The following is a 22777-nucleotide window of genomic DNA, read 5'->3' on the forward strand; positions in this document are numbered from 1 at the left end:
GTGCTGGCCAGCAGCGGCGCGCTGCCGGCCGCCTGGCTGCAGGACGCGATCCCGGCGGCGGCGGTGCAGCGTGCATTGGCCAACAGCGCCGCCGGCCTGGCCTCGCGCTGCCCGCCGCAGGGCCTGCCGGAGCTGCGCGAGCGCATCGCGCTGCTGATGCGCTCGCAGGGCATGCCGGTGGACGCCGGCCGCATCCTGACGACCTACGGCGCGACGCAGGCCATCGACCTGGTCTGCCGCGCCTTCCTGCAGCCCGGCGACACGGTGCTGGTCGAGGACCCGGGCTACTTCCTGATGTTCGGCCGGTTGCGCGACCAGGGCCTGCGCATCGTTCCCATAACCCGCAGAGTCGACGGCATCGACCTCGACGAGCTGGAGACCGCCTGCCGCGAACACAGGCCGCGCCTGATGTTCGTGCAGACGGTGCTGCACAACCCGACCGGCTGGGGCAGCAGCCCCGCGAACCTGCACCGGCTGCTGACGCTGGCGCAGCAGCATGGGGTCCTGCTCGTCGAGGACGACGTCCACGGCCACTTCCATCCGGGCCACGCGACGACACGCCTGGCGGCGCTGGCCGGCTTCGAGCGGGTGATCTACATCTCGTCCTTCTGCAAGGCGCTGAGCCCGGCGCTGCGGCTGGGCTATGTGGCGGCCGATCCGGCGCTGCTGAAGCCGCTGCTGCGCGAGAAGATCGTCACCGTGCTGACCACGCCGGCGCTGAACGAGTACGTGATGCAGGAGGCGCTGGCGGCGGGCCGCTGGCGCAAGCACCTGGAGCGGCTGCAGCGCAGGCTCGTCGCTGCGCGCAACGCGAGCATGCGTCAGTTGTCGGAGGCCGGTATTGCCTTCGATGCGCCGGGGGAGGGCGGGCTGTTCCTGTGGGGCCGGGTGCCGAGCGCCGCGGACGCGGACCTGCTCGCGCAGGACGCGCTGCAGCACGGCTTCGTGCTGGCCCGCGGCGCCAGCTTCAGCGCCCACGGCACGCCCAGCCCGCACATCCGCTTCAACGTCGTGCTGGCCCAGCACCTGGGCCTGGCGGCCTACCTGCGCGAGCGTCTGCAGGCGCAGGGCAGTGCCCGCGCGCTGCTCGCTAAGATCTCGGGATGACGATTGCCTGGGATATTTCCGACCCGTTCATCCTGCGTGTCAGCCCTCGGCCCGAGGACATCGACGGCCTGAACCACACCAACAACGCGGTCTACGTGCAGTGGTGCGAGCGCATCGGCTGGGCGCACTCGGAGGCGCTGAACCTGAGCCTGGCCGACTACACCCGGCTGGACCGCGCGATGGCGATCCGCCGCGGCGAGTACGACTACCTGCTGCCTTCCTTCCTCGGTGAAGACCTGACCCTCGGCACCTGGCTGCTGCCCGGCGACGGCAAGCTGGTGATGGAGCGCCGCTTCCAGCTGGTGCGCGAGAGCGACGGGGCGACGCTGATGCGTGGCCGCTGGGACCTGGTCTGCATCGAGATCAGCAGCGGCCGGCCGCGCCGCATGCCACCGGAGTTCGTCAGCGCCTACGTGGGGGCTGCGAGAGAATCGGGGCATGGACAACAGCCCTGATGACCTCCAACGACCCGACGGCTTCAAGCGCGTGAGCGCCGCGCTTGCAGACAGGCGGCATGCCCACACCCCGCTGTGGCTGGAACAGACCGCCCGCACCTCGCAGGAAGCCGCCGACGCGCTGGGCGTCGCGCTGGGCCAGATCGCCAAGTCGGTCGTCTTCCGCCGCAAGGCCGACGATGCCGCGGTGATGGTGATCGCCTCCGGCGATCTGCGGGTGGACGAGAAGAAGCTGAAGGAGCACACCGGGCCGCTGGGCCGTGCCGATGCCGATTTCGTCAAGGCGCGCACCGGCTTCTCGATCGGCGGTGTGTCGCCGCTGGGCTTTGCGCCGGTCGATGGCGAGGCGCATCCGCTCGTCTTCATCGACCGCGAGCTGTTCCGCTTCGACGTGATCTGGGCCGCCGCGGGTCATCCGAACGGGGTGTTCCGGATGACGCCGGACGAACTGGTCGCGCTGACCGGCGCGCCCGTCATCGACGCGATGCAGGCATCGTGATCGAATCGCCTTGCATCAACATCTGCCGCATGCATGAGCCGACCGGCCTGTGCGAAGGCTGCGCCCGCACGATCGACGAGATCGTCGTCTGGGGCCGTGCCGACGACGCGCTGAAGCTGCAGATCCTCGAGCGCCTGCCTGCCCGGCGCGAACTCCTCTTCGACCACGGCATCGCCGCCGGACACCCGGATTCGCCATGAAGACCATCACCTTCTACTTCGACCCCGTCTCGCCCTACGCCTACCTGGCCTTCGAGCGTCTGCCGGAGGCGCTGGCGGGCCTCAGCTACGAGGTCGAGTACCGCCCGATCCTGTTCGCCGCGCTGCTGCATGCGCTGGGCCAGAAGGGCCCGGCCGAGATCGAGAGCAAGCGGCAGTGGACCTTCCGCCAAGTGGCCTGGCAGGCCGAGCAACTGGGCATCCCGCTGCAGGTGCCGGCCCAGCATCCGTTCAACCCGCTGCCGCTGCTGCGCCTGGCCTGGGCCGCGCCGGCGATGCCGGGGCAGACGCCGAGCCGCCGGGTGTGCGAGCAGATCTTCCGCCATGTCTGGCGCGGCGGGGAAGGGGACCTGCAGGCGGCGGTGGCGCCGCAGCAGGATCCGGCCGGCGAACCGGTCAAGGACCTGCTGCGCAACGAGACCGAGCGTGCGCTCAAGCGCGGGGTGTTCGGCGTGCCCACCTTCGAGGCCGACGGCCGCCTTTTCTGGGGCCTGGACGCGCTGCCGATGCTGGCCGGCCAGTTGCGCGGCGATGCGTTTTTCGCCGGCCCGACCTGGGACGAGGCCGGCAAGACCCGACCCGGCGTGGTCCGTCGAGCCTGAAAGTTAGGGTCAGGGACAAACCCTTGCAGCGGTCTTCCATCTCGCATCACGAAATGAACCCCGCGGGTTGCACCCGAGTTTGTCAGTTTGGATTCAGCGTCACGTCAGAAGAGTGTCAGAGCGGCCTCCGATAGTGCCGGTCAGAACCGCGGTTGGGCGGTTCATGAACGATCAGCACAACTTCGGAGACAACCATGGCAACTGCAAGCGCAGTGTCCACCGCCACGCCGATGACGAAGGAAGAGAAGAAGGTCATCTTCGCTTCCTCGCTCGGGACCGTGTTCGAGTGGTACGACTTCTACCTGTACGGGACGCTCGCCGCCATCATCGGCAAGCAGTTCTTCACCCCGCTGGACCCGGCCTCGCGCGACATCTTCTCGCTGCTGGCCTTTGCCGCGGGCTTCCTGGTGCGACCCTTCGGCGCGCTGGTGTTCGGCCGGCTCGGCGACATGATCGGCCGCAAGTACACCTTCCTGGTGACCATCCTGATCATGGGCATGTCGACCTTCCTGGTCGGCCTGCTGCCCAACTTCGACAAGATCGGCTGGGCCGCCCCGATCATCCTGATCGGCCTGCGCATGCTCCAAGGCCTGGCGCTCGGTGGCGAATATGGCGGCGCGGCAACGTATGTGGCCGAGCACGCGCCGCACGGCAAGCGCGGCGCCTTCACCTCGTGGATCCAGACCACCGCGACGCTGGGCCTGTTCCTGTCGATCCTGGTGATCGTCGGCACCCGCACGATGGTCGGCGAGGCCGAGTTCGCCAAGGACGGCTGGCGCGTGCCCTTCCTGGTCTCCGTGCTGCTGCTGGGCATCAGCGTGTGGATCCGCATGAGCATGAACGAGTCGCCCGCCTTCCAGAAGATGAAGGCCGAGGGCAAGACCTCCAAGGCGCCGCTCTCCGAATCGTTCGGCCAGTGGAAGAACCTGAAGATCGTGATCCTGGCGCTGGTGGGCCTGACGATGGGCCAGGCGGTGGTCTGGTACACGGGGCAGTTCTACGCGCTGTTCTTCCTGACCGGCCCGCTGAAGGTCGACGGCAACACCGCGAACATCATGATCGCGATCGCGCTGGCCATCGGCACGCCCTTCTTCATCCTGTTCGGTTCGCTGTCCGACAAGATCGGCCGCAAGCCGATCATCATGGCCGGCTGCCTGATCGCCGCGCTGACCTACATGCCGCTGTTCGGGGCGCTGACCAAGGCCGCCAACCCGGACCTGGCCGCCGCGCAGGCCTCGTCGAAGGTGACCATCACCGCCGATCCGGCCGAGTGCAGCTTCCAGTTCAACCCGACCGGCACGGCCAAGTTCACCAGCTCCTGCGACGTGGCCAAGCAGGCCCTGGCCGCCGGCTCGGTGAGCTATGACACGATCCCGGGCACCGGCACTGCCAAGATCCAGATCGGCGACAAGGTGATCGAGGCCTACTCGGCCAAGGACCCGGCCGCCAAGGAGAAGGAAGCCGCGTTCAAGAAGGAGCTGGCCGGCGCGCTGAAGGATCACGGCTACCCGACCGGCAAGGCCGACGATGCCAAGATGAACAAGCCGCTGGTGATCGCGATCCTGGTGCTGCTGGTCATCTACGTGACCATGGTCTACGGCCCGATCGCCGCGATGCTGGTGGAGCTGTTCCCGACCCGCATCCGCTACACCTCGATGAGCCTGCCGTACCACATCGGCAACGGCTGGTTCGGAGGCCTGCTGCCGGCCACCGCCGTGGCCATCGTGGCGCAGACCGGCAATATGTACAACGGCCTCTGGTACCCGATCATCTTCGCGACGATCACCTTCGTGGTGGGCACGCTGTTCGTGAAGGAGACCAAGGACGTCAATATCTATGCTGCGGACTGATCGAGTCCCTTCTGAATGAAGCTAGCGCGGCCCGAGGGCCGCGCTTTGCATTGGGGGCTTGTGTTTCGGGCCGAGCGCCGGGCCGCCCCAAGCCGGCCCACTGGCGACGCCTGCGGCTCGATGCCGCATGCGTCGTCGTCCCCTCGGGGGACCGACCAGGCCCGCCCGCGTTCAGCGAGGCGAGACTGGGCGAGGGGTTCACTTCACGCCGCCGCCGGCACCCGCTGCGGCGCCACTCTCGGCAGCCGCATCACCATCCGCGCGCCCTCGCCGGGGCTGGAGTGGACCTCGATGTGGCCGCCCAGCACGTTGATGATGATGTTGTGCACGATGTGCATGCCCAGGCCCGAGCCGCCGGTGCCCAGCTTGGTGGTGAAGAAGGGGTCGAAGATGCGGCGGCGCACCGATTCGTCCATGCCTTTGCCGTCGTCGCTGACGCTGAGTTCCACGTCGTCGCGGTCCTGTGCGACGCAGCGGATCGTGACGAGGCCGCGGTCCGCGCCCTCGAAGGCGTGGACCAGCGTATTCATCAGCAGGTTCACCAGCACCTGGCCCAGCGAACCGGGGAAGCTGTTCATCACCAGGCCTGGCTGCAACTGGGTCTCGATGGCGTAAGGCGTAGGCTTGAAGCGCGGCTCGACCATCACCAGCACCTCCTCCACCACCTGGGCGATGTCGAAATCGCGCCGCTGGTCGGTGCTCTGGTCGGTCGAGACCTGCTTGAAGTCGCGCACCAGGTCGGCCGCCTTCTGGACGTTGCGATGCAGGATGTCCTGGCCGTGGCGGGTCGCCTGCACCAGCTCCAGCAGCACGCTGCGGCGCATCGGCTCCTTGCTGTTCATCATCGCGTCCAGCGCGGCGAAGCGGTCCTCCAGCGACGAAACCACCGTCAGCGCATTGCCCAGCGGCGTGTTCAGCTCGTGCGCCACGCCGGCCACCAGCCGTCCCAGCGAGGCCAGCTTCTCGGACTCCACCAGCTCGGCCTGCGCGCGCTGCAGGTCGCCCAGCGCCTGCGACAGCTCGGCGTTGCTGGAGGTCAGCTGCGCGGTGCGTTGCTCGACGGTCTGCTCCAGCGTTGCCGCATGGTTGCGCAGCGCCTCGAAGGCGGTGACCAGGGCCTGGCGCATGCGGTCCATGGCCACGCCCACGCGGGCGATCTCGTCGGCGCCGGGCAGCTCCAGCGGCTCGTCGAGCTTGCCGGAGGCGAGCGACTCGGCCGCCCCGGTCAGCCGCGTCATCGGCTGCAGCACGAAGATCCGCATCACCCACAGGATCAGGACGGACGACAGCGCCAGCACGCCGGCGCTGCGCCACAGGGCGGCCAGCATCTCGGCCTTCTTGGTGCGCAGCAGCGGGGCGGCGCTCATGCGGACGGTCAGCTGGGCGATCTCGCGTCCGTCGCGCAGCACGGGGCGGGTCTCGGCCAGGGTCAGGTCTTGCTCGTCGGCGGCCTGCGGGCGCGAGTGGCGCAGGAAGGGCTGGGCGGAGCTGGGCTCCATCACCTGCATGGAGACGAAGCGCGGGTCGTCGAACTGGGCCTTGATCATCGGCTCGGCCAGGTCGGGAGACACCTGCCAGACCGGCTCGGCCAGCGACAGCGCCATCACCTCGGCGGTGCGGGCCAGGTCGCGGTGCAGGTCCTCCATCGCCAGGCGGCGGGTCCGGTTCGCGTCGTAGACCAGCACCAGCGCCGTCGGCACCACCAGGCCCACCAGCAGCGCCAGGATCACCACGTAGTGCAGCGGGCCCCGCCAGAAGGCCACCAAGGCGGCAAGGCCGCGGCGCTGGTCGGCAGGCTTCTCGGCTGCGGGCATCGGCTTGTGTGACGGTCGAGGAAGGGCCAGTTTAGGGGCAAAGCCGGTACTAACGCCCATCCTCAGCGGCTAGCATTTGGCGATGCCACAAATCACAGAGCTTGTGCCGGCCGCGGTGCTGGCCCAGTCGGTCCTGATCGGCCTGTCGATCGCCGCGCCGGTGGGCCCGATCGGCCTGCTGACGATCCAGCGCAGCATCGACCATGGCCAGCGAGCGGGCCTTGCCACCGGTTTGGGAGCGGCCGTGGCCGACGGCCTGTACGGCGCCATCGGTGCGTACGGCATCAATGGCGTGATCCGGCTGATGACCGGCGCCCGCGTGCCGCTGGGGCTGGCCGGCGCGGCCTTCCTGCTGTGGATGGCCTGGGGCCTGTGGCGCAGCCGGCCCGCGAGCATGGCCGCGACACCGGCCGCGGTGCGCGGCGGGCTGCCCGGCATGTTCGCCGGCACGCTGCTCCTGACGCTGTCCAACCCGGCCACGATCTTCTCCTTCATGGCGGTGTTCGGTGCGCTGGCGGTGCGCGGCGCCCAGGTGCCGCCGTGGCTGCTGGTGCTGGGCGTGTTCGCCGGCTCGGCGCTGTGGTGGTTGCTGCTCAGCGCGGTGGTCGGCCGCCTCGGCGCGCGCTTCGATGCGCGCTGGCGCCTAGGCGTGCAGCGGGTCAGCGCGGTGCTGCTGGCGCTGTTTGCCGGCTGGCAGTTGTACGGGCTGGTCGACCGGGCCTGATGTGGCGCTCGCGCCGTCCGCGGTGACGCGGTTGCGCCCATCGCGCTTGGAGGCATAGAGCGCACGGTCGGCCCGCTCGAAGAACTCGCCACTGCTCTCGCCGGGCCGGCGCTCGGCCACGCCCAGCGAGATCGTCACCCGCGCGATGGATTCGGACTGGCCGCCGCGCCGCACCCGCCCCAGCGACACCTTCTGCCGCAGATGGTCCGCCAGCATGCGGGCCTGCTCCAGGCCCAGGCCCGGCAGCAGCAGCGCGAACTCCTCGCCGCCGACGCGGGCGGCCAGCGCATCGCCGCCGGTGCAGGCCTGCTGCAGCGTCTGCGCCACCGCGCGCAGCACCTGGTCGCCGAAGGCATGGCCGAAGCTGTCGTTGATGTTCTTGAAGAAATCGATGTCGCCCAGCACCAGGGCGCAGGGGCTGCCGGCGGCCTCCAGGCGCTGCTCGAAGGCGCGGCGGTTGGCCAGCCCGGTCAACGCGTCGACGAAGGCCTCGCTGCGGGCGCGCTGCACCTCCTCGCGCAGGCGCTGGATCTCGCCCTGGCTGGCGTCGAGCTGCTGCTGCAGCGAGCCCATCACCTGGCGGATCTCGCGGGTATCGGCCACCACCTGCTGCAGCAGTTCGGCCTGCGTGGCCGGCGCTGCGGCCTGACTGGGCTCCTCGGCCTGCGCGAGCAACTGGTCGACCCAGCCGCTGAGCGAGCCGTCCAGCCGCGCGGTGTCTTCGCCGGCCTGGGTGGCCGAGGCAGCGATCGATTCAAGCATGCGGGTCAGGCCGTCGTTCAGCTGGCGCGCGGCCTCGTTGTCGGGCTCGGCCACGTGGCGGCGGAACAGCGCGCGGGTGCAGGCGTCGTCCAGCGTCGTGCCGTCGTGGGTGAGCTGTTCGATCTCGCGGGCCAGGTCGGGGTTGCCGCCGCTGACGAACTCGTACCAGACCGCATAGCTGATCGGGTGCAAGGCGGTGGCCTGCCGCGTCATCAGCGGCAGGGCGGCGCGCAGGTGCTCGGCGCTGCGGCTCTTGCTTTCCAGGTATTTCATCGAGGTCCCTCTTCTTTTTCAGGTCGCGTGCGCAGACCCGTGGCGTCCTGTCCTGCCTCTCGGGTGGACGGTGCCGGGCCTCGGTACTGCTTGCTTCTTCGATGCGAGCGCGCAGCGTAGGCCCGGGGTCAGGCCTTGCCAACGGGGTGCGCCGGTTTCGCCACACCGCTGCGCGGCATTCCGTCAACTAATGCATGAATGCCGCGGCGCCGCGCGGCGTGGGCGCCACGCGCACGGGTTTCCCCGCACGCCTGCCGCACCAGCGCCGGCCGCCGCTGGGCAAGAATCCCGCCGATCTCGGATGGGGGTGGCAGGATGCGTCGAACTTCAAGGTTAGTCAGCCGATGCGTGGCGTTAGGTCTGGCGGCGTTGCCGCTGCTGGCGGCGGCGCAGATCCGCATCGGCCAGAGCGCCGCCTTCACCGGCCCGGCGGCTGCCAGCGTGCAGGAGAGCACTGACGGCGCGCGCCTGTACCTGGACGCGGTAAACGCGCAGGGCGGCATCAAGGGCCAGCGCATCGAGCTGATCTCGCTGGACGACCGCTACGACCCGCAGCAGGCCGCGGCCAACGCGCGCAGCCTGATCGAGCAGGGCGTGCTCGCGCTGTTCCTCTCGCGCGGCACGGCGCCTTCGCAGGCCTTGCTGCCGCTGCTGGCGGAGAACCGCATGGCGCTGATCGCGCCGGCCACCGGCGCGCGCCAGCTGCGCGAGCCCTTCAACCCGTATGTGTTCAACGTGCGCGCCAGCTTCCAGCGCGAGGCCGAGCGGGCGGTGCGCCACCTGCACGGCATGGGCGCCAAGCGGCTGACCATCGTGCAGGTCAACGATGACTTCGGCAGCGATGCGGGCACCGGCGCGCTGAAGGGGCTGGAGGCGGTGGGCATGCGGGCGACGGCGGTGCTGCGCTACGACGCCCGCAAGCCCGAGCTGGCGCCGCTGATGCAGCAGCTGGCCAAGGCGGATGCCGAGGCGGTGCTGCTGATCGGCCCGGCCTATGCGGTGGTGGAGGGCGTGACCGCATTGCGTGCGGCGGGCTCCAGCGCGCCGGTGGCTACGTTGTCGAACAACGCCTCGGCCGACTTCGTCAAGGCGCTGGGCGGCAACACCCGCGGCGTCATCGTCACGCAGCTGTTCCCCTACGAGCGCTCGGCCTCCACGCCGCTGGTGCGCGAGGCGCAGGCGCTGGCGCGGGCGCGCGGGCGCAACGAGCTGAGCCCGGCGGCGATCGAGGGCTTCGCCGCGGCCAAGGTATTGGTCGAGGGCCTGCGCCGCGCGGGCAAGGACCTCAGCCGCGAGGGCCTGCTGAAGGCGCTGGATTCGCTGCAGCGGGTGGACCTCGGCGGCCTGGACCTGGCGATCGGGCCGCAGAACCATGCGGGCCTCGAGTTCACCGACGTGTCCATCATCAGCGCGGACGGCCGGTTCCTTCGCTGATCGCACGGGCCCGGGGGAGGGCAGGGATGGCGTCCATAGAATGGCCGCCGATGTCCGCTGTCCTCCAACACAAGCCCCTGTGGCCCGGCCTGGCGATGGCCTCCGTCGGCGCCGTCTGCTTTGCCGGCAAGGCGATCATCGTCAAGCTTGCCTACCGCCACGGCGTGGACGCGGTGACGCTGATCATGTTCCGCATGCTGTTCGCGCTGCCGCTGTTCCTGGCGCTCTCGATCTGGGCCAGCCGCGGCAAGCCGCCGCTGGCGCGGCGCGACTGGATCGTGGTGACGGGCCTGGGCTTCTCCGGCTATTACATGGCCAGCTACCTGGACTTCGCGGGCCTGGCCTATGTCTCGGCCAGCTTCGAGCGGCTGATCCTCTATCTGAACCCGACCATCGTGCTGTTCCTCGGCGCGCTGCTGTTCAAGCGGCGCGTGACGGCGCGGCAGCTGGTGGCGCTGGCGGTCAGCTATGCGGGCGTGCTGCTGGTGTTCGGCCACGAGCTGCACTTCCAGGGCAGCAATGTCTGGCTCGGCGCCGCGCTGGTGTTCGGCAGCGCGATCAGCTATGCGCTGTACCTGGTCTACAGCGGCGAGGAGGTGCAGCGCCTGGGCGCGCTGCGGCTCACCGGCGTCGCGACCTCGGTGGCCTGCCTGTTCTGCATCGGCCAGTTCCTGCTGGTGCGGCCGCTCGATGCGGCGCTGACGGTGCAGCCGGCGGTGGTGTGGCTGTCGGTGCTCAATGCGGTGCTGTGCACCTTCGCGCCGGTGCTGCTGGTGATGATGGCGATCGAGCGGGTGGGCGCGACGATCGCCGCGCAGACCGGCATGATCGGGCCGATGTCCACGATCCTGATGGGCGTGGTGATCCTCGACGAACCGTTCACGCCCTGGGTGGCGGCCGGCACGGTGCTGGTGATGGGCGGCGTGTGGCTGCTGACGAGATGGAGGTGATGCGATGGACCTGGGACTGAAAGGCCGCTGGGCGCTGGTCTGCGCGGCGAGCAAGGGGCTGGGCCGCGGCTGCGCCGAGGCGCTGGCGGGCGAGGGCGTCAACCTCGTGATCACCGCGCGGGGCGATGAGGTGCTGCAGGCCACGGCCGCCGCCTTGCGCGCGGCGAACCCGCATGTCGAGGTGCGCGCCGTGGCCGGCGACATCGCCACGCCCGAGGGCCGCGCCGCTGCGCTGGCGGCCTGCCCGCAGGTGGACATCCTGGTCAACAACGCCGGCGGCCCGCCGCCCGGCGACTTCCGGGACTGGGGCCGCGAGCAGTGGCTGGCCGCGCTGGAAGCGAACATGCTGGCGCCGATCGAGCTGATCAAGGCCACGGTGGACGCGATGGCGGCGCGCGGCTTCGGCCGGGTCGTCAACATCACGTCCGGTTCGGTGAAGGCGCCGATCGACGTGCTGGGCCTGTCCAACGGCGCGCGCTCGGGGCTGACCGGTTTCGTCGCCGGCGTGGCGCGCCAGCCGCGCCTGGCCGGCCGCAACGTGACGATCAACAACCTCCTGCCGGGCGCCTTCGATACCGAAAGGCTGCGCAAGGGCTGGGCGGCGGCGGTGGCGCGCAGCGGCGAATCGGTGGAGGCGGTGGCGGACAAGCGCCGTGCGGCCATCCCGGCGCAGCGCTTCGGCACGGCCGAGGAGTTCGGCCAGATCTGCGCGATGCTGTGCAGCGCACAGGCCGGTTACTTGACCGGGCAGAACATCCTGCTCGATGGCGGGGCGTATCCGGGCACGTTCTGAGATCCCGTTCACGACCGCTTGCAATTGAATGGACGAAACCACCCGGCTTCGGCGTTGACCCTGCGGGCGGCTCTCGACAAGACTGCGCCTTGCACATTCTTCATCCACAAGGAGTACCGATGAACAACAAGACCCGCCTCGCCTGCAGCGCCCTCTCGCTGAGCCTGCTGGCCGCCTGCTCGAACATGACGCCCGAACAGAAGGGCACCGCCCAGGGCGCCGGCATCGGCGCGGCCGGCGGCGCCATCCTCGGCGCGCTGGTCGGCAACCGCAACACCGCGGCCACCGGCGCCGTCATCGGCGCGGCGGCCGGCGCGATCGGCGGCAACATCTGGTCGCGCAAGATGGAGGAACGCCAGCGCGCGCTGGAGCAGAAGACCCAGGGCACCGGCGTCGAGGTCACCCGCACGGCCGACAACCAGCTCAAGGTCAACATCCCGAGCGACATCTCCTTCGACGTCGGCCGCGCCGACATCAAGCCCAACCTGCGCGGCGTGCTGGACGACTTCGCCTACGGGCTGAAGGACGATCCGGCGGTGAACGTGCGCATCGTCGGCCATACCGACAACACCGGCAGCGATGCGGTCAACGATCCGCTGTCCCAGCGCCGCGCGGACAGCGTGCGCGGCTACCTGGAAGACCGCGGCGTGGCCGGCTCGCGCATCCAGACCACCGGCCGCGGCGAGCACGAGCCGATCGCCGATAACGCGACCGAGGCCGGCCGCGCGAAGAACCGCCGGGTGGAGATCTACCTGCGCGAGCCCGAGCAGCGCGGCTGATCAGCTCGGATCCTTGGCGCGGGTCCTTGCGACCGCGCCCATGATGCCGAGGCCGGCGATGACAAGGCAGATGATGGCGATGTAGGTCGAACCCAGGCCCGCGGTGGCCAGGCCCCAGGCGACGCCGCCCAGCAGCACCAGGAGCCCGACGATGTACAGAGCGAAGGACATGGCAACTCCTTTGTAGTCGTGTGTTGCCGATGACTCTAGGCTTGGTGGAGGGCCGCGCCGGTCGGAGCGCGGCGTTCGCCGTGGTAGGCCCGGTCCTACGGGAACACGCCGAGTCGGACGCACCGACTTGGCGCTGACAATGGCAGTTAGCTACTCATCGCTACCGCTCCATGACCCTGATCCGTCGCATCCTCATCGGCCTGCTGGTCCTCATTGCGCTGCTGGCCCTGGCGCTCTACTTCGGGCTGCGCGGCAGCATGCCGACCTACGACGGTCAGCTGAAATCCGCCGTTAGCGCGCCGGTGAAGATCGAGCGCGACGAGCGCGGCTACGTCACCATCACCGCCGCCAGCCGGCTCGACGCGGCCCGCGCTTTGGGCTTCACCCACGCGCAGGAACGCTTCTTCCAGATGGACCTGCTGCGCCGCAATGCGGCGGGCGAGCTGTCGGCGCTGGTCGGGGCCAAGGCGCTGCCGCTGGACAAGGCGCGGCGGATCAACCGCTTCCGCCATCGCGCGGAACTGGCCGTCGCCGCATTCAGCGCGGACGAGCAGGCGATGCTCAAGGCCTATGCCGCGGGCGTCAACGAGGGCCTGGCCCATCTGAGCGTGCGGCCCTTCGAATACGGGCTGCTGCGCCAGGCGCCCCAGCCCTGGAAGCCCGAGGACTCGATGCTGGCGGTGCTGAGCATGTACCTGGACCTGCAGGGCGCGCAGGGCAAGGATGAGCTGGCCATGGGCGCGCTGAAGGACGCGGTGCCGGCCGAGTGGTATGCCTTCTTCACCCAGCTGGGCGGCGACTGGCAGCAGGCGATCGACGGCAGCGTGATCGAGCCGGTGGCGATCCCGAAGACGCCCTGGCCCGAGGCGCTCAAGCCCGCCGGCAGCGGCGATGCGAAGGTCGCCTGCAGCGACTGCAGCCTGCAGGACAGCCGCGACATCGGCAGCAACAACTTCGCCGTCGCCGGCAAGCTGACGCCGCACGGCGGCGCCATCCTGGCCGACGACATGCACCTGGGCACGCGCCTGCCCGGCATCTGGTTCAAGGCGCGCCTGGTGTGGACGGACGAGCAGGGCGCCAAGCGCTCGGTCGCGGGCCTGAGCCTGCCCGGCACGCCGGCGCTGACGGTGGGCAGCAACGGCAAGATCGCCTGGGGCTTCACCAACAGCACGGCGGACTGGACCGACGTGATTGCGCTGAAGCTCAACGCCGCCGGCACGCACTACCTGACCCCCGAAGGCGAGAAGCCGCTGACGGTGGCCACCGAGCACATCGAGGTGGCCGGCGGCGCGGCCGAAGACGTGCAGGTGAAGGAGACCATCTGGGGCCCGGTGATGGCCGCGCCCTTCGACAAATACGCGCTGCGCTGGGTCGCCTTCGATGCGCCGGCGCTGAACGTCAAGTCGATCGCGCTGGAGCGCACCGAGAGCGCCGAGGCCGCGCTGACGCTGGCCGCCGGCGTGGGCATCCCCGCGCAGAACCTGCTGGTGGCCGACGACCAGGGCCATATCGGCTGGACCGTGATCGGCGCGATCCCGAAGCGGCACTACGCCGCCGGCGCCGACATGAACGTGCCGCAGGACTGGAGCACCGGCGCCAACGGCTGGGACGGCTACCTCACCGCCGAGGACCACCCACCCCGCGTCTACGACCCCGAGGACGGCCGCCTGTGGAGCGCCAACGCCCGCCAGGTCGGCGGCGAGGCGCTGGCCCTGCTGGGCACCGGCGGCTACGACCTGGGCGCCCGCGGCCAGCAGATCCGCAACGACCTGCGCGCGCTGCCGAAGCTCGACGAGGCGGCGGTGCACGGCGTGCAGCTGGACTACCGCGCGGTCTTCCTGCAGCGCTGGCGCAAGCTGCTGCTGGACGAGGTGCTGACGCCCGACTTCGTGGCCAAGAACGGCCTGGCCGAGTACCGCGATGCGGTGGACAAGAGCGCGGACGAGGCCCGGCCCGATGCGGTCGGCTATGCGCTGGTGCGCCAGTTCCGCGACGACGCGCTGGAGGAGCTGTTCGCCCCGATGGCCGCGCTGATGGAGAAGAACCACCTGAAGATGCGCGACCTGAAGCTGGCGCCCGAGACGGCCGGCTGGATGCTGATCCAGGCCCGCCGCGCCGATGCGGTGGCCGGCGGCAACTGGCATGCGCTGTTCGAGCGTGCGGTGCTGAAGAGCCGCGACCAGGCGATCCAGCGCGCGGGCAGCGTCACCGCCTTCACCTGGGGTTCGGAGAACAAGCTCGGCTTCGCCCACCCGCTGTCGGCCGCGGTGCCAGGTCTTGCCAGGCTGCTGGACATGCCCGCCACGCCGATGTATGGCGATCGCCACATGCCGCGCGTGGCGCTACCGGGCCATGGCCAGTCGGAGCGCATGGTGGTTTCCCCGGGTCATGAGGACAAGGGCATCCTGGTGATCCCGGGCGGCCAGTCGGCGCACCCGCTGTCGCCGTTCTACAAGGCCGACCACCTCTACTGGCTCGAAGCCAAGCCGCTGCCCTTCCTGCCGGGCGATACGCGGCACACGCTAACGCTCAGCCCGAGCTGACCCGCCGCAAGTCTTGTTGCGAACGATTATCATTGCTGGTTTTCGGTGAAGGGAGTTCTCTTCACCGACACAAGCCAGCCAAACTTCCTGTCCCGACCGGTGTCGCGCAGAGCAGTCCAGCCAGCGCACGAGTCATCACCACTCCGACCCGATCGAGACTTCGATGTATCGCATTGCCCATCGTGGCGCCGCCTGGCGCCTGAACGCCGTTTCCTCGTCCATCCTCATCCTGATGCTGCTCGGCGCGGCGAGCCCGGCCCGGGCGGAGGATGACACCGCGACATCGCAGCTTGAGACCGTGCAGGTCAGTGGCAACTGGCTCGGCACCGGCCTGCAGGGCAGCGTCAAGAGCTTCGGCGGCGCCCGCACGGTGGTGGACCGCGAGGCCATCGACGACAGCGGCGCCGTCAGCTTCGGCGACCTGCTGCGGCGCGTGCCGGGCGTGCAGGCGAGCGAGAACTCCGGCACCGCCGGCAGTTCGATCTCGCTGAACATCGGCGTGCGCGGGCTGACCGGCCGCTACTCGCCGCGCTCCACCGTGCTGCTGGACGGCGTGCCGCTGGCGGTGGCGCCCTACGGCCAGCCGCAGTTGTCCTTCGCGCCGATCAGCCTGGCCAATATCGACTCGGTGGACGTGGTGCGCGGCGGCGGCGCGGTGCGCTACGGGCCGCAGAACGTCGGCGGCATCATCAACTTCAACACGCGGGCGATCCCGAACGATGTCGGCTTCGCCGGCGACGTGACGCTGCGCCGCAATGCGTACAGCGAAGGCGCCAGCGGCAATACGCAGGCCAGCGTCTTCCTGGGCCAGCAGTACGAGAGCGGCCTGGGCGTCGCCCTGCTGTACTCCGGCCTGCGCGGCAGCGACTGGCGCGCCGGCAGCGACGAGCACCTGGACGACGTGGCCGTGAAGTTCCGCTACGAGCTGGGCGCCACGGCCCAGGTCTACGGCAAGCTCTCGTATTTCGAGGTCAAGTCGATGACGCCGGGCGGCCTGACCGTGGCCCAGTACAACGCCGACGCCTTCCAGAACACCCGCCCGACCGACTTCTGGAACGGCCGCCGCCAGGGCCTGGACCTGGGCTACCTCAACACGATCTCGGCCACGCAGGAGTTCGAGGTCCGCAGCTACTACAACGAGAGCAACCGCCAGAGCTCGCTGATCAATGCCGGCCGCACCCAGAACGCGGTGCAGCCGCGCGACTACCAGGTGCTGGGCATCGAGCCGCGCTACACGCAGCGCCTGCTGGCCGGCAGCGTCGCGCATGACCTGACCCTCGGCTACCGCTATGTGCGCGAGCGCGGCAGCGACAACAGCTACAACGTGACCATCGCCAGCGGCGCCGCCTCGGCCGTCACCAGCTTCAACAACGCCACCGACGCCCACGCCGTCTACCTGGACGACAAGATCTCGGTCGGCGCCTGGCGCATCACGCCGGGCATCCGCTACGAGCACATCGTGTCGCACCGCCAGGATCTCGCCGCCGGCTCGACCTTCGAGGTGCGCAACAACAAGCCGCTGCCCTCGCTGAACGTCTCCTGGCTGCTGAACCGCGAGCTGACGCTCTTCGGCAACTACAACACCTCCTTCGGCCCGGTGCAGAACCTGCAGCTGAACTCGCAGACGCCGGCCAACCCGCTGAAGCCCGAGCTGGCCCGCACCTTCGAGCTGGGCTCGCGCTGGCAGTCGCGCGAGATCACTGCCGAGCTGACCGTGTTCCACCTGAAGTTCGACAACCAGATCCAGCAGGTGCCGCTGGTCACGCCGACGCTGTTCCAGAACATCGGCGCGACGAAGCACGAGGGCATCGAGTCGGCCTTCAGCTACCGCTTCGGCTTCGGGCTCGAGGCCTACCTGAACTACACCTTCACGAAGGCGCTGCAGGAGTCGGGCACGACGGCCGGCAACGACGTGCCCTTCTACTCGCGCAACACCGACACCGTCGGCGCCCGCTACGCCCTGGGCGACTGGCGCTTCAACCTGTCCACCACCCACCAGACCGCGCAGTACGCCGACAACGCCAACACGGTCGCCGAGAACGCCGCCGCGTCGACCGGCCAGATTCCCGGCTACCGGCTGTGGAACGTGCAGGCGAGCTGGAAGCCCGGCAAGCGCTTCGACGTGGACCTGGGCGTCAACAACCTCGCCGACAAGCGCTACTACACCCGCAATGTGGACGGCAACGCCGGCCGCATGGTCGGCGCGCCGCGCACGGTCTACGTGCTGGGCCGCCTGAGCTTCTGAACATGAACGTATCGCTGCGCCGCCTGTGGCTGCGCCTTCACCGCTGGATCGCGCTGGGCCTGGGCTGGTTGCTGGTGCTGGCCGGCCTGACCGGCGCCACGCTGATCGTCGCGCAGCCGCTGGATCGGCAGCTGCATCCGGAACTGTTCGTCTCGCGGAGCGCGGTCGATGCACCTGCCGTGCCGCTGGAACCGCTGCGCGAGCGGGCCGCGGCCGAGTTCGGTGCCGGGGCGGCGCTGATCTTCCGCCTGCCGCGCGAGCCCGGGGACACGCTGCAGATCAGCGTGAAGGCGAGCCGCTGGATCGGCACGCTCTTCGTCGACCCGGCCACCGGGCAGGAGCAGGGCCGCCGCAGCGAGACCGGCAGCTTCGCCGGCGCGCTCTACAAGCTGCATAGCACGCTGCTGATGCAGGACACCGGCAAGACCGTGCTGGCCTTCGCGGCGCTGGCCTACCTGTTCATGCTCGTGACCGGCCTCGTGTTGTGGTGGCCACGGCAATGGCCGCCGAGCCTGAAGGTCGAGCTGCGGCGCGGCCTGCTGCGCGGGCTGTTCGACCTGCACCGCACCGGCGGTGCGCTGCTGGGCCTGCTGGTGGCGGTGTCGGTGTTCACCGGCGCCTACATGGCCTGGCGGCCGCTGGGCGAGGTGTTCAACACGGTGAGCGGGCAGGTGGCGGTGAAGCCGCCCAAGCTGCCCAAGGGCGCGGTCGGCGAGGGCAAGCTGCCCACGGTCGACCAACTGCTCGCCACGGCCCGCGTGCAATTTCCCGGCGAACTGGTGAACCTGGTCCAGCTCTCGCCCAAGCTCGACCGGCCGGTGCGCGTGCGCTTCAGGCTGGCCGACGAGCCGCATCCGAACGGCATCAGCTCGGTCTGGCTGGACCCGCGCAATGGCCGTCTGCTGGGCGTGCAGCGCTGGAGCGACCTGGACCCCGGCGCCCGCTCGGTCGTGTGGATCTACCCGATGCACACCGGCGAGCTGGGCGGCCCGCTGCACGAGGCGCTCAACGTCGCCATCGGCCTGGCGCTGGGCTGCTTCGGCGTGACCGGCCTGTGGCTGTGGTGGAAGCGCCGCCGCCTGGCCTCATCGGCCCTTGCGCGATGACACCAGGATGCCCGCGACGATCAGCGCGAAGGCCAGGCCGTGGTGCCACTGCGGCCCCTCGCCCAGCAGCGCGGCCGACAGCAGCGCCGCGAACACCGGCGTCAGGTTGCTGAAGAAGGCCGCCAGCGCCGGCCCGGCCTCGGCCACGCCGGCGCCCCAGCAGCGGTAGGCGATCAGCGAGGGGCCGATCGCCACATAGGCCAGCGCTGCCGCAAGACCTGACCCCCAGACGAAGGGCTGCGAGCCGTCGATCGCCCACTCGAGCCCGGCCATGCCGGTGGCCAGCGGCGCGCCGAAGAGGATCTGCGCCATCAGCAGCTCGGCCCAGTTCCAGGCCGGCCGGGCGCCCGGCAGCATCGAGGCCGGCGGCCGCGCCAGCATCCAGCTGTAGATCGACCAGCAGAACACCGCGGCCAGCATCAGCAGGTCGCCGCGCACGAAGTGCACCCGCGCCAGCGCCGCCAGCTCGCCATGGGCGATCACCACGGCCACGCCGGCCAGCGACAGGACGGCGCCCAGCAGCTCGCGCGGCGTCGGCCGCACGCCGTAGGCCAGCGCGCCGACGGCGAGCATCCACACCGGCATGCTGGCCGCGATCAGCGTCACGTTCAGCGGCGTGGAACTGTGCAGCGCCTGGTACTGCAGCGCGTTGTAGCTGCCCATGCCCAGCAGGCCGGCGAGCGCGAAGTAGCGCCAGCGGGTCAGTACAGGCTGGAGGTTAGCGAACAGGGGGCGCGCCAGCGGCGCCAGCAGCAGGCCGGCGATGATCCAGCGGATCGCGTTCAGCGCCAGCGGCGGCACCGTGCCCACCATCAGCCGGCCCACCACCGCATTGCCGGCCCACAGCAGCGGCGGCAGCGTCAGCATCATCGCGAGGCGGGGTGTCAGCTTCGTCATCGAGCAGGCCGGGGCAAAGGCTGGCAGGATACCGGCATCGCAGACCGGACGAGGAAGGATTGACGATGAGCACAGAAAAGGCGATCCGCATCGAACAGCAGGGCGGCCCCGAGCAGATGAAGCTGGTGGACGTGGAGGTCGGCGAGCCCGGCCCCGGCGAGATCCGCATCCGCCACAAGGCCTGCGGCCTCAACTACATCGACGTCTACCAGCGCGACGGCACCTACAAGCTGCCGGTGCCGCTGACGCTGGGCATGGAGGCCTCGGGCGTGGTCGAGGCGGTGGGCGAGGGCGTGACGCACCTGGCCCCCGGCGACCGCGCCGCCTACGCGAGCCCGCCGCCCGGCGCCTATTCGACCGCGCGGGTCATGCCGGCCAAGGCGGTGGTGCGCCTGCCGGACGAGATCAGCTTCGAGACCGGCGCGGCGATGATGCTCAAGGGTCTCACCGTGCAGTACCTTCTGCGCCGCACGCTGCCGCAGGGCGGGCTGCAGGCGGGCGACCATGTGCTGTTCCATGCGGCGGCCGGCGGCGTCGGCCTGATCGCCTGCCAGTGGGCGAAGGCGCTGGGCCTGCAGCTGATCGGCACGGCCGGCTCCGACGAGAAATGCGCGCTGGCCAAGGAGGCCGGCGCGACCCACGTCATCAACTACCGCAGCACGCCCGATTTCGCGAAGACGGTGCGCGAGATCACCGGCGGCAAGGGCGTCAAGGTGGTGTACGACTCGGTCGGCGCCGATACCTTCGAGGGTTCGCTGGACAGCCTCGCCCCCTTCGGCCTGCTGGCCAGCTTCGGCAATGCCTCGGGCGTGGCGCCGCCACTGCCGCTGGCCACGCTGGCGGCCAAGGGCTCGCTGTACGTGACGCGGCCGACACTGTTCACGCACTTGGCCACGCGCGAATCGGCGCAGGCGATGGCGGACGAGCTGTTCGCCGTCGTGCAGGCCGGGCAGGTGCACATCCGCGTGGAGCAGCGCTATCCGCTGGCCGAGGTGGCGCAGGCGCACCGCGAGCTGGAGTCGCGCAAGACCGTCGGGTCGTCGGTGCTGATGATCTAAGCCGTTACTTCGGCGGAGGAGGCTGACGCGATGGCGGCCTCCCGCCGCAGCGCAATCTCGAAGCTGAAGCAGGAGCCTTCGCCCGGCGAGCTCTCCACCCGCACGCTGCCGCCCATCAGCGCCACCAGGCGCTTGACGATGGTCAGGCCCAGGCCGGTGCCGCCGTAGCGGCGGGTGATGCTGCCGTCGGCCTGGGTGAAGGGGTCGAAGACCTGGGCGATCTGCTCGGGCGTCATGCCGATGCCGCTGTCCTGCACCAGGAAGCGCAGGCGCAGCGCGTCGGGCGCGGCGTCGGTGGCGGCGGTGCCCGCGGGCTGCACCTCGACGCGCACCTCGCCGTCCTTGTCGGTGAACTTCAGCGCATTGCCGACCAGGTTCACCAGCACCTGGCGCAGGCGCAGCGCATCGCCGCGCACGCGCGGCGGCACGCCCGGCTGCAGCATCGCCTGAAGGTGGATGCCCTTCTCGTGGGCGGTCAGCAGCAGCGGGCTCAGCGCCTCGCGCAGCGCGTCGTGCAGCGAGAAGGAGTGCTCCTCGATCTGCAGCCGCCCGGCCTCGATCTTGGCCACGTCCAGCAGGTCGTTGATGATGACCATCAGGCTCTTGGCCGAGTTGTGGGCCAGCTCGATGAAGCGGCGCTGGCGGTCGTCCAGATCGGTCTGCAGCACCAGCTCGGTCAGGCCCAGCACGCCGTTCATCGGCGTGCGGATCTCGTGGCTCATATTGGCCAGGAAACTGCTCTTGGCCTGGCTGGCGGCCTCGGCGGCCACGCGGGCGGCCTCCAGCGCGGTCTGGCTGGCCTTCAGCTCGGTGATGTCGCGGGCATTGAGCTGCATCACCTGGTCGCCGGTGACCGGGTCGCGCATCGGCCGCGCGTCCACCGCATGCCAGCGCGGGCCTGCGGTGGTGCGCAGCAGCAGTTCGCCGCGGCAGCTCTCGCCGCGCTGGACCTGGCCGAAGACGCGCTCGGCATCGGTCTCGTCGGCGAACAGCAATTCGAACTCGCGCTGACCGGGCTCGGGCGCCAGCTTGCCGAAGCTCAGCGCCGCGGCCGGGTTGCGCATCAGCACGCTGCCGTCCTTCAGCGAGAACACGGCGATGCGTACCGAGGTGTGCTGCAGCGCCTCGACGCCGCGCAGCATGGACTTGTCGGTGCCGCTGGCCAGCGAGTCGGCGGCGAACAGCATCATCTGGCGCCGCTCGGGCGAGCGGATGCCGCGCGAGACCAGCATCACCGTGGTGGGCTGGCCCTTGGGGTAGAGCGTCCATTGCTCGCGCACGATGCGGCCCTGGGCATGGTCGGAGGCGGTGACGGCCAGGCGCTCGCGCACCGAGCTGCTGCCGTCCGAGAACTCGCAGGACAGGAACTCCTCCGCCGTCTCGCAACGCCAGAAGCTCAGCGCGGCCGCATTGGCCCAGAGGTTGCGCTGGCGTTCGGGGTCGTAGACCCACATCGGCACGTCGAGCCAGTCGTAGTGGCTCAGGCTGGAGAAGTCGAGCATGAGGCGGTGGAGTGAACAGCGACTGATTTTCGCTGCCGCATCGCCTCCGCCCGGAGGCGCCTAACGCTCAAACGTGACGGATTGCCGAGCCCCGTTCAAGCCTTGCGCGCGCGGCTCAGCTCGTCCCAGATCAGCAACACGGCGCCGACGGTGATGGCGCTGTCGGCCACGTTGAAGGACGGGAAGTACCAGCCGGCCGCATGCACCTGGATGAAGTCGACGACGTAGCCGTGCAGCAGCCGGTCGATCACATTGCCCAGGGCGCCGCCGAGGATCAGGCTCAGCGCCAGCGCGAAGCGGGTCTGGTGGCCGTGGCGCTTGAGAAGCGCGCCGATGACGCCGGTGGCGATCAGGCCCAGGCCGACGAAGAACCAGCGCTGCCAGCCGGCGGCGCCGGCCAGGAAGCTGAAGGCGGCGCCGGTGTTGTGGACCCGCACGACGTTGAAGAAGCCGGTCACCGTCACCGAGTCGCCGAAGGCGAAGTTGCGCAGGATCAGCCACTTCGTCAGCTGGTCCAGCACGATGGCCAGGACGGCGATGGCGAACCAGAGGGGCAGGCGTTTACTGGAGGACGGGGACGGCATGTTGGATCTTGAGGGACGGGGCAAGGCAAGGCCGCTAATGTAGCGCCTGTCCTACGCTCATTCAGGGCATGCGCGCTTGTCGCACGGCATGAACAGGCGTAGAACTGCAGCCACGTCGAGCTAACGCCGAATCTGTGCGGCACCTGCCGCGCCGGCGACTACAAGACTGGAGCGAGCCATGCGCAAACGCATCTACTGGCTGCTGCCCGACCTGGGCAGTGCTCAACGAACGATGAACGAGCTGCTTCTGGCTCGCATATCGGAGCACTACATCCACTTCGCAGCGTCCGATGGCGCGGACATGACCGGCCTGCATGCGGCCAACCTTCTGCAGACCTCCGACCTGGTCGAGTCCGCGCAGACGGGGCTGCTGATCGGCGCCGGCGTGGGCGCGGCAGCCGGCGTGGCGGG

21 protein-coding genes and 1 pseudogene are annotated in these 22777 nt (G+C 69.9%); 16 read left to right on the forward strand and 6 right to left on the reverse strand.

From position 1 onward, the window contains the following. From B0W88_RS16950 to B0W88_RS16975, 6 genes are all read left to right on the forward strand, one after another. Positions 1–1107: PLP-dependent aminotransferase family protein (locus tag B0W88_RS16950; RefSeq protein ID WP_144006808.1), on the forward strand; the 1107-nt coding region annotated here is incomplete at its 5' end. Beyond that, positions 1104–1562, forward strand: coding sequence for a thioesterase family protein (locus tag B0W88_RS16955; protein WP_077035827.1), 459 nt, complete (start codon positions 1104–1106; stop codon positions 1560–1562). The genes B0W88_RS16950 and B0W88_RS16955, both read left to right, overlap by 4 nt. After that, a complete protein-coding gene (locus B0W88_RS16960) occupies positions 1546–2061 on the forward strand; it encodes a YbaK/EbsC family protein (RefSeq protein WP_077035828.1) in 516 nt (171 codons plus the stop codon). Before B0W88_RS16955 ends, B0W88_RS16960 begins: the two co-directional genes overlap by 17 nt. A 29-nt stretch (positions 2062–2090) precedes the next feature. Continuing rightward, positions 2091–2261 carry a DUF1289 domain-containing protein gene (locus tag B0W88_RS16965; RefSeq protein ID WP_233151740.1) on the forward strand — a complete coding sequence of 57 codons (171 nt, stop codon included), beginning with the start codon at positions 2091–2093 and terminating at the stop codon, positions 2259–2261. Then, positions 2258–2881: a 2-hydroxychromene-2-carboxylate isomerase gene (locus B0W88_RS16970; protein ID WP_077035829.1), complete on the forward strand. Its 624-nt coding sequence runs from the start codon at positions 2258–2260 to the stop codon at positions 2879–2881. The genes B0W88_RS16965 and B0W88_RS16970 overlap by 4 nt, the downstream gene beginning before the upstream one ends. A 194-nt stretch (positions 2882–3075) precedes the next feature. Then, positions 3076–4731: an MFS transporter gene (locus B0W88_RS16975; RefSeq protein WP_077035830.1), complete on the forward strand. Its 1656-nt coding sequence runs from the start codon at positions 3076–3078 to the stop codon at positions 4729–4731. A 203-nt stretch (positions 4732–4934) separates the two neighbouring features. On the opposite strand, the gene B0W88_RS16980 is transcribed toward B0W88_RS16975, so the two are convergent. Beyond that, the gene (locus B0W88_RS16980) at positions 4935–6545 is read right to left on the reverse strand and encodes a HAMP domain-containing histidine kinase (protein ID WP_077035831.1); all 1611 of its coding nucleotides are present in this window, start codon (positions 6543–6545) and stop codon (positions 4935–4937) included. Between the two features lie 82 nt (positions 6546–6627). Here B0W88_RS16980 and B0W88_RS16985 point away from each other — a divergent pair, with 82 nt between their 5' ends. Beyond that, on the forward strand, positions 6628–7269 hold the full coding sequence (locus B0W88_RS16985) for a LysE family translocator (protein WP_077035832.1): 642 nt from the start codon (positions 6628–6630) through the stop codon (positions 7267–7269). Here B0W88_RS16985 and B0W88_RS16990 read toward each other — a convergent pair. Then, the gene (locus B0W88_RS16990; protein ID WP_077035833.1) at positions 7189–8304 is read right to left on the reverse strand and encodes a GGDEF domain-containing protein; all 1116 of its coding nucleotides are present in this window, start codon (positions 8302–8304) and stop codon (positions 7189–7191) included. The genes B0W88_RS16985 and B0W88_RS16990 overlap by 81 nt on opposite strands. Positions 8305–8652: 348 nt before the next feature. On the opposite strand from B0W88_RS16990, the gene B0W88_RS16995 reads away from it, so the two are divergent. The 4 genes from B0W88_RS16995 (at position 8653) to B0W88_RS17010 (ending at position 12260) form a co-directional block, all read left to right on the forward strand. Further along, complete coding sequence (locus B0W88_RS16995) at positions 8653–9738, forward strand: ABC transporter substrate-binding protein (RefSeq protein WP_233151741.1); 1086 nt, start codon at positions 8653–8655, stop codon at positions 9736–9738. Between the two features lie 50 nt (positions 9739–9788). Next, positions 9789–10688, forward strand: a complete 900-nt coding sequence (locus tag B0W88_RS17000; RefSeq protein WP_077035835.1) for a DMT family transporter — start codon at positions 9789–9791, stop codon at positions 10686–10688. Positions 10689–10692: 4 nt separating this feature from the next. After that, on the forward strand, positions 10693–11481 hold the full coding sequence (locus B0W88_RS17005) for an SDR family oxidoreductase (RefSeq protein WP_077035836.1): 789 nt from the start codon (positions 10693–10695) through the stop codon (positions 11479–11481). Positions 11482–11600: 119 nt separating this feature from the next. Next, positions 11601–12260 carry an OmpA family protein gene (locus tag B0W88_RS17010; protein ID WP_077035837.1) on the forward strand — a complete coding sequence of 220 codons (660 nt, stop codon included), beginning with the start codon at positions 11601–11603 and terminating at the stop codon, positions 12258–12260. Here the strand turns inward: B0W88_RS17010 and B0W88_RS34425 are convergent, their stop codons facing one another. Next, positions 12261–12431, reverse strand: a complete 171-nt coding sequence (locus B0W88_RS34425) for a hypothetical protein (RefSeq protein WP_198937857.1) — start codon at positions 12429–12431, stop codon at positions 12261–12263. 170 nt (positions 12432–12601) lie between these two features. Here B0W88_RS34425 and B0W88_RS17015 point away from each other — a divergent pair, with 170 nt between their 5' ends. The 3 genes from B0W88_RS17015 (at position 12602) to B0W88_RS17025 (ending at position 18325) form a co-directional block, all read left to right on the forward strand. After that, positions 12602–14974, forward strand: a complete 2373-nt coding sequence (locus tag B0W88_RS17015; protein WP_077035838.1) for a penicillin acylase family protein — start codon at positions 12602–12604, stop codon at positions 14972–14974. 163 nt (positions 14975–15137) lie between these two features. Next, on the forward strand, positions 15138–17219 hold the full coding sequence (locus tag B0W88_RS17020; protein WP_077035839.1) for a TonB-dependent siderophore receptor: 2082 nt from the start codon (positions 15138–15140) through the stop codon (positions 17217–17219). 2 nt (positions 17220–17221) lie between these two features. Continuing rightward, positions 17222–18325: a PepSY domain-containing protein gene (locus B0W88_RS17025; protein WP_077035840.1), complete on the forward strand. Its 1104-nt coding sequence runs from the start codon at positions 17222–17224 to the stop codon at positions 18323–18325. Here B0W88_RS17025 and B0W88_RS17030 read toward each other — a convergent pair. Continuing rightward, positions 18305–19222: a DMT family transporter gene (locus B0W88_RS17030; RefSeq protein WP_077035841.1), complete on the reverse strand. Its 918-nt coding sequence runs from the start codon at positions 19220–19222 to the stop codon at positions 18305–18307. The genes B0W88_RS17025 and B0W88_RS17030 overlap by 21 nt on opposite strands. 65 nt (positions 19223–19287) lie before the next feature. Between B0W88_RS17030 and B0W88_RS17035 the strand changes: the two genes are divergently transcribed. Further along, positions 19288–20280, forward strand: a complete 993-nt coding sequence (locus tag B0W88_RS17035; protein ID WP_077035842.1) for a quinone oxidoreductase — start codon at positions 19288–19290, stop codon at positions 20278–20280. Here B0W88_RS17035 and B0W88_RS17040 read toward each other — a convergent pair. Together B0W88_RS17040 and lspA are read right to left on the reverse strand one after the other, a co-directional pair. After that, the gene (locus B0W88_RS17040; protein ID WP_077035843.1) at positions 20277–21782 is read right to left on the reverse strand and encodes a HAMP domain-containing sensor histidine kinase; all 1506 of its coding nucleotides are present in this window, start codon (positions 21780–21782) and stop codon (positions 20277–20279) included. The two genes, B0W88_RS17035 and B0W88_RS17040, sit on opposite strands and share 4 nt — an antisense overlap. 95 nt (positions 21783–21877) lie before the next feature. Further along, a complete protein-coding gene (gene lspA, locus B0W88_RS17045; RefSeq protein WP_077035844.1) occupies positions 21878–22366 on the reverse strand; it encodes a signal peptidase II in 489 nt (162 codons plus the stop codon). Positions 22367–22544: 178 nt separating this feature from the next. Here lspA and B0W88_RS17050 point away from each other — a divergent pair. Then, positions 22545–22777, forward strand: a pseudogene (locus B0W88_RS17050) (DUF1269 domain-containing protein); the annotation flags it as partial.

The sequence above is a fragment of the Pelomonas sp. KK5 genome, assembly GCF_001984095.1.
Taxonomy (GTDB): domain Bacteria; phylum Pseudomonadota; class Gammaproteobacteria; order Burkholderiales; family Burkholderiaceae_C; genus KK5.

What these genes read in the sequence shown, in the direction of transcription:
- B0W88_RS16955 (WP_077035827.1), top strand. Translation starts at nt 1,104, where the DNA reads ATGACGATTGCCTGGGATATTTCCGACCCGTTCATCCTGCGTGTCAGC.
- B0W88_RS16960 (WP_077035828.1), top strand. Translation starts at nt 1,546, where the DNA reads ATGGACAACAGCCCTGATGACCTCCAACGACCCGACGGCTTCAAGCGC.
- B0W88_RS16965 (WP_233151740.1), top strand. Translation starts at nt 2,091, where the DNA reads ATGCATGAGCCGACCGGCCTGTGCGAAGGCTGCGCCCGCACGATCGAC.
- B0W88_RS16970 (WP_077035829.1), top strand. Translation starts at nt 2,258, where the DNA reads ATGAAGACCATCACCTTCTACTTCGACCCCGTCTCGCCCTACGCCTAC.
- B0W88_RS16975 (WP_077035830.1), top strand. Translation starts at nt 3,076, where the DNA reads ATGGCAACTGCAAGCGCAGTGTCCACCGCCACGCCGATGACGAAGGAA.
- B0W88_RS16980 (WP_077035831.1), bottom strand. Translation starts at nt 6,545, where the DNA reads ATGCCCGCAGCCGAGAAGCCTGCCGACCAGCGCCGCGGCCTTGCCGCC.
- B0W88_RS16985 (WP_077035832.1), top strand. Translation starts at nt 6,628, where the DNA reads ATGCCACAAATCACAGAGCTTGTGCCGGCCGCGGTGCTGGCCCAGTCG.
- B0W88_RS16990 (WP_077035833.1), bottom strand. Translation starts at nt 8,304, where the DNA reads ATGAAATACCTGGAAAGCAAGAGCCGCAGCGCCGAGCACCTGCGCGCC.
- B0W88_RS17000 (WP_077035835.1), top strand. Translation starts at nt 9,789, where the DNA reads ATGTCCGCTGTCCTCCAACACAAGCCCCTGTGGCCCGGCCTGGCGATG.
- B0W88_RS17005 (WP_077035836.1), top strand. Translation starts at nt 10,693, where the DNA reads ATGGACCTGGGACTGAAAGGCCGCTGGGCGCTGGTCTGCGCGGCGAGC.
- B0W88_RS17010 (WP_077035837.1), top strand. Translation starts at nt 11,601, where the DNA reads ATGAACAACAAGACCCGCCTCGCCTGCAGCGCCCTCTCGCTGAGCCTG.
- B0W88_RS34425 (WP_198937857.1), bottom strand. Translation starts at nt 12,431, where the DNA reads ATGTCCTTCGCTCTGTACATCGTCGGGCTCCTGGTGCTGCTGGGCGGC.
- B0W88_RS17015 (WP_077035838.1), top strand. Translation starts at nt 12,602, where the DNA reads ATGACCCTGATCCGTCGCATCCTCATCGGCCTGCTGGTCCTCATTGCG.
- B0W88_RS17020 (WP_077035839.1), top strand. Translation starts at nt 15,138, where the DNA reads ATGTATCGCATTGCCCATCGTGGCGCCGCCTGGCGCCTGAACGCCGTT.
- B0W88_RS17025 (WP_077035840.1), top strand. Translation starts at nt 17,222, where the DNA reads ATGAACGTATCGCTGCGCCGCCTGTGGCTGCGCCTTCACCGCTGGATC.
- B0W88_RS17030 (WP_077035841.1), bottom strand. Translation starts at nt 19,222, where the DNA reads ATGACGAAGCTGACACCCCGCCTCGCGATGATGCTGACGCTGCCGCCG.
- B0W88_RS17035 (WP_077035842.1), top strand. Translation starts at nt 19,288, where the DNA reads ATGAGCACAGAAAAGGCGATCCGCATCGAACAGCAGGGCGGCCCCGAG.
- B0W88_RS17040 (WP_077035843.1), bottom strand. Translation starts at nt 21,782, where the DNA reads ATGCTCGACTTCTCCAGCCTGAGCCACTACGACTGGCTCGACGTGCCG.
- lspA (WP_077035844.1), bottom strand. Translation starts at nt 22,366, where the DNA reads ATGCCGTCCCCGTCCTCCAGTAAACGCCTGCCCCTCTGGTTCGCCATC.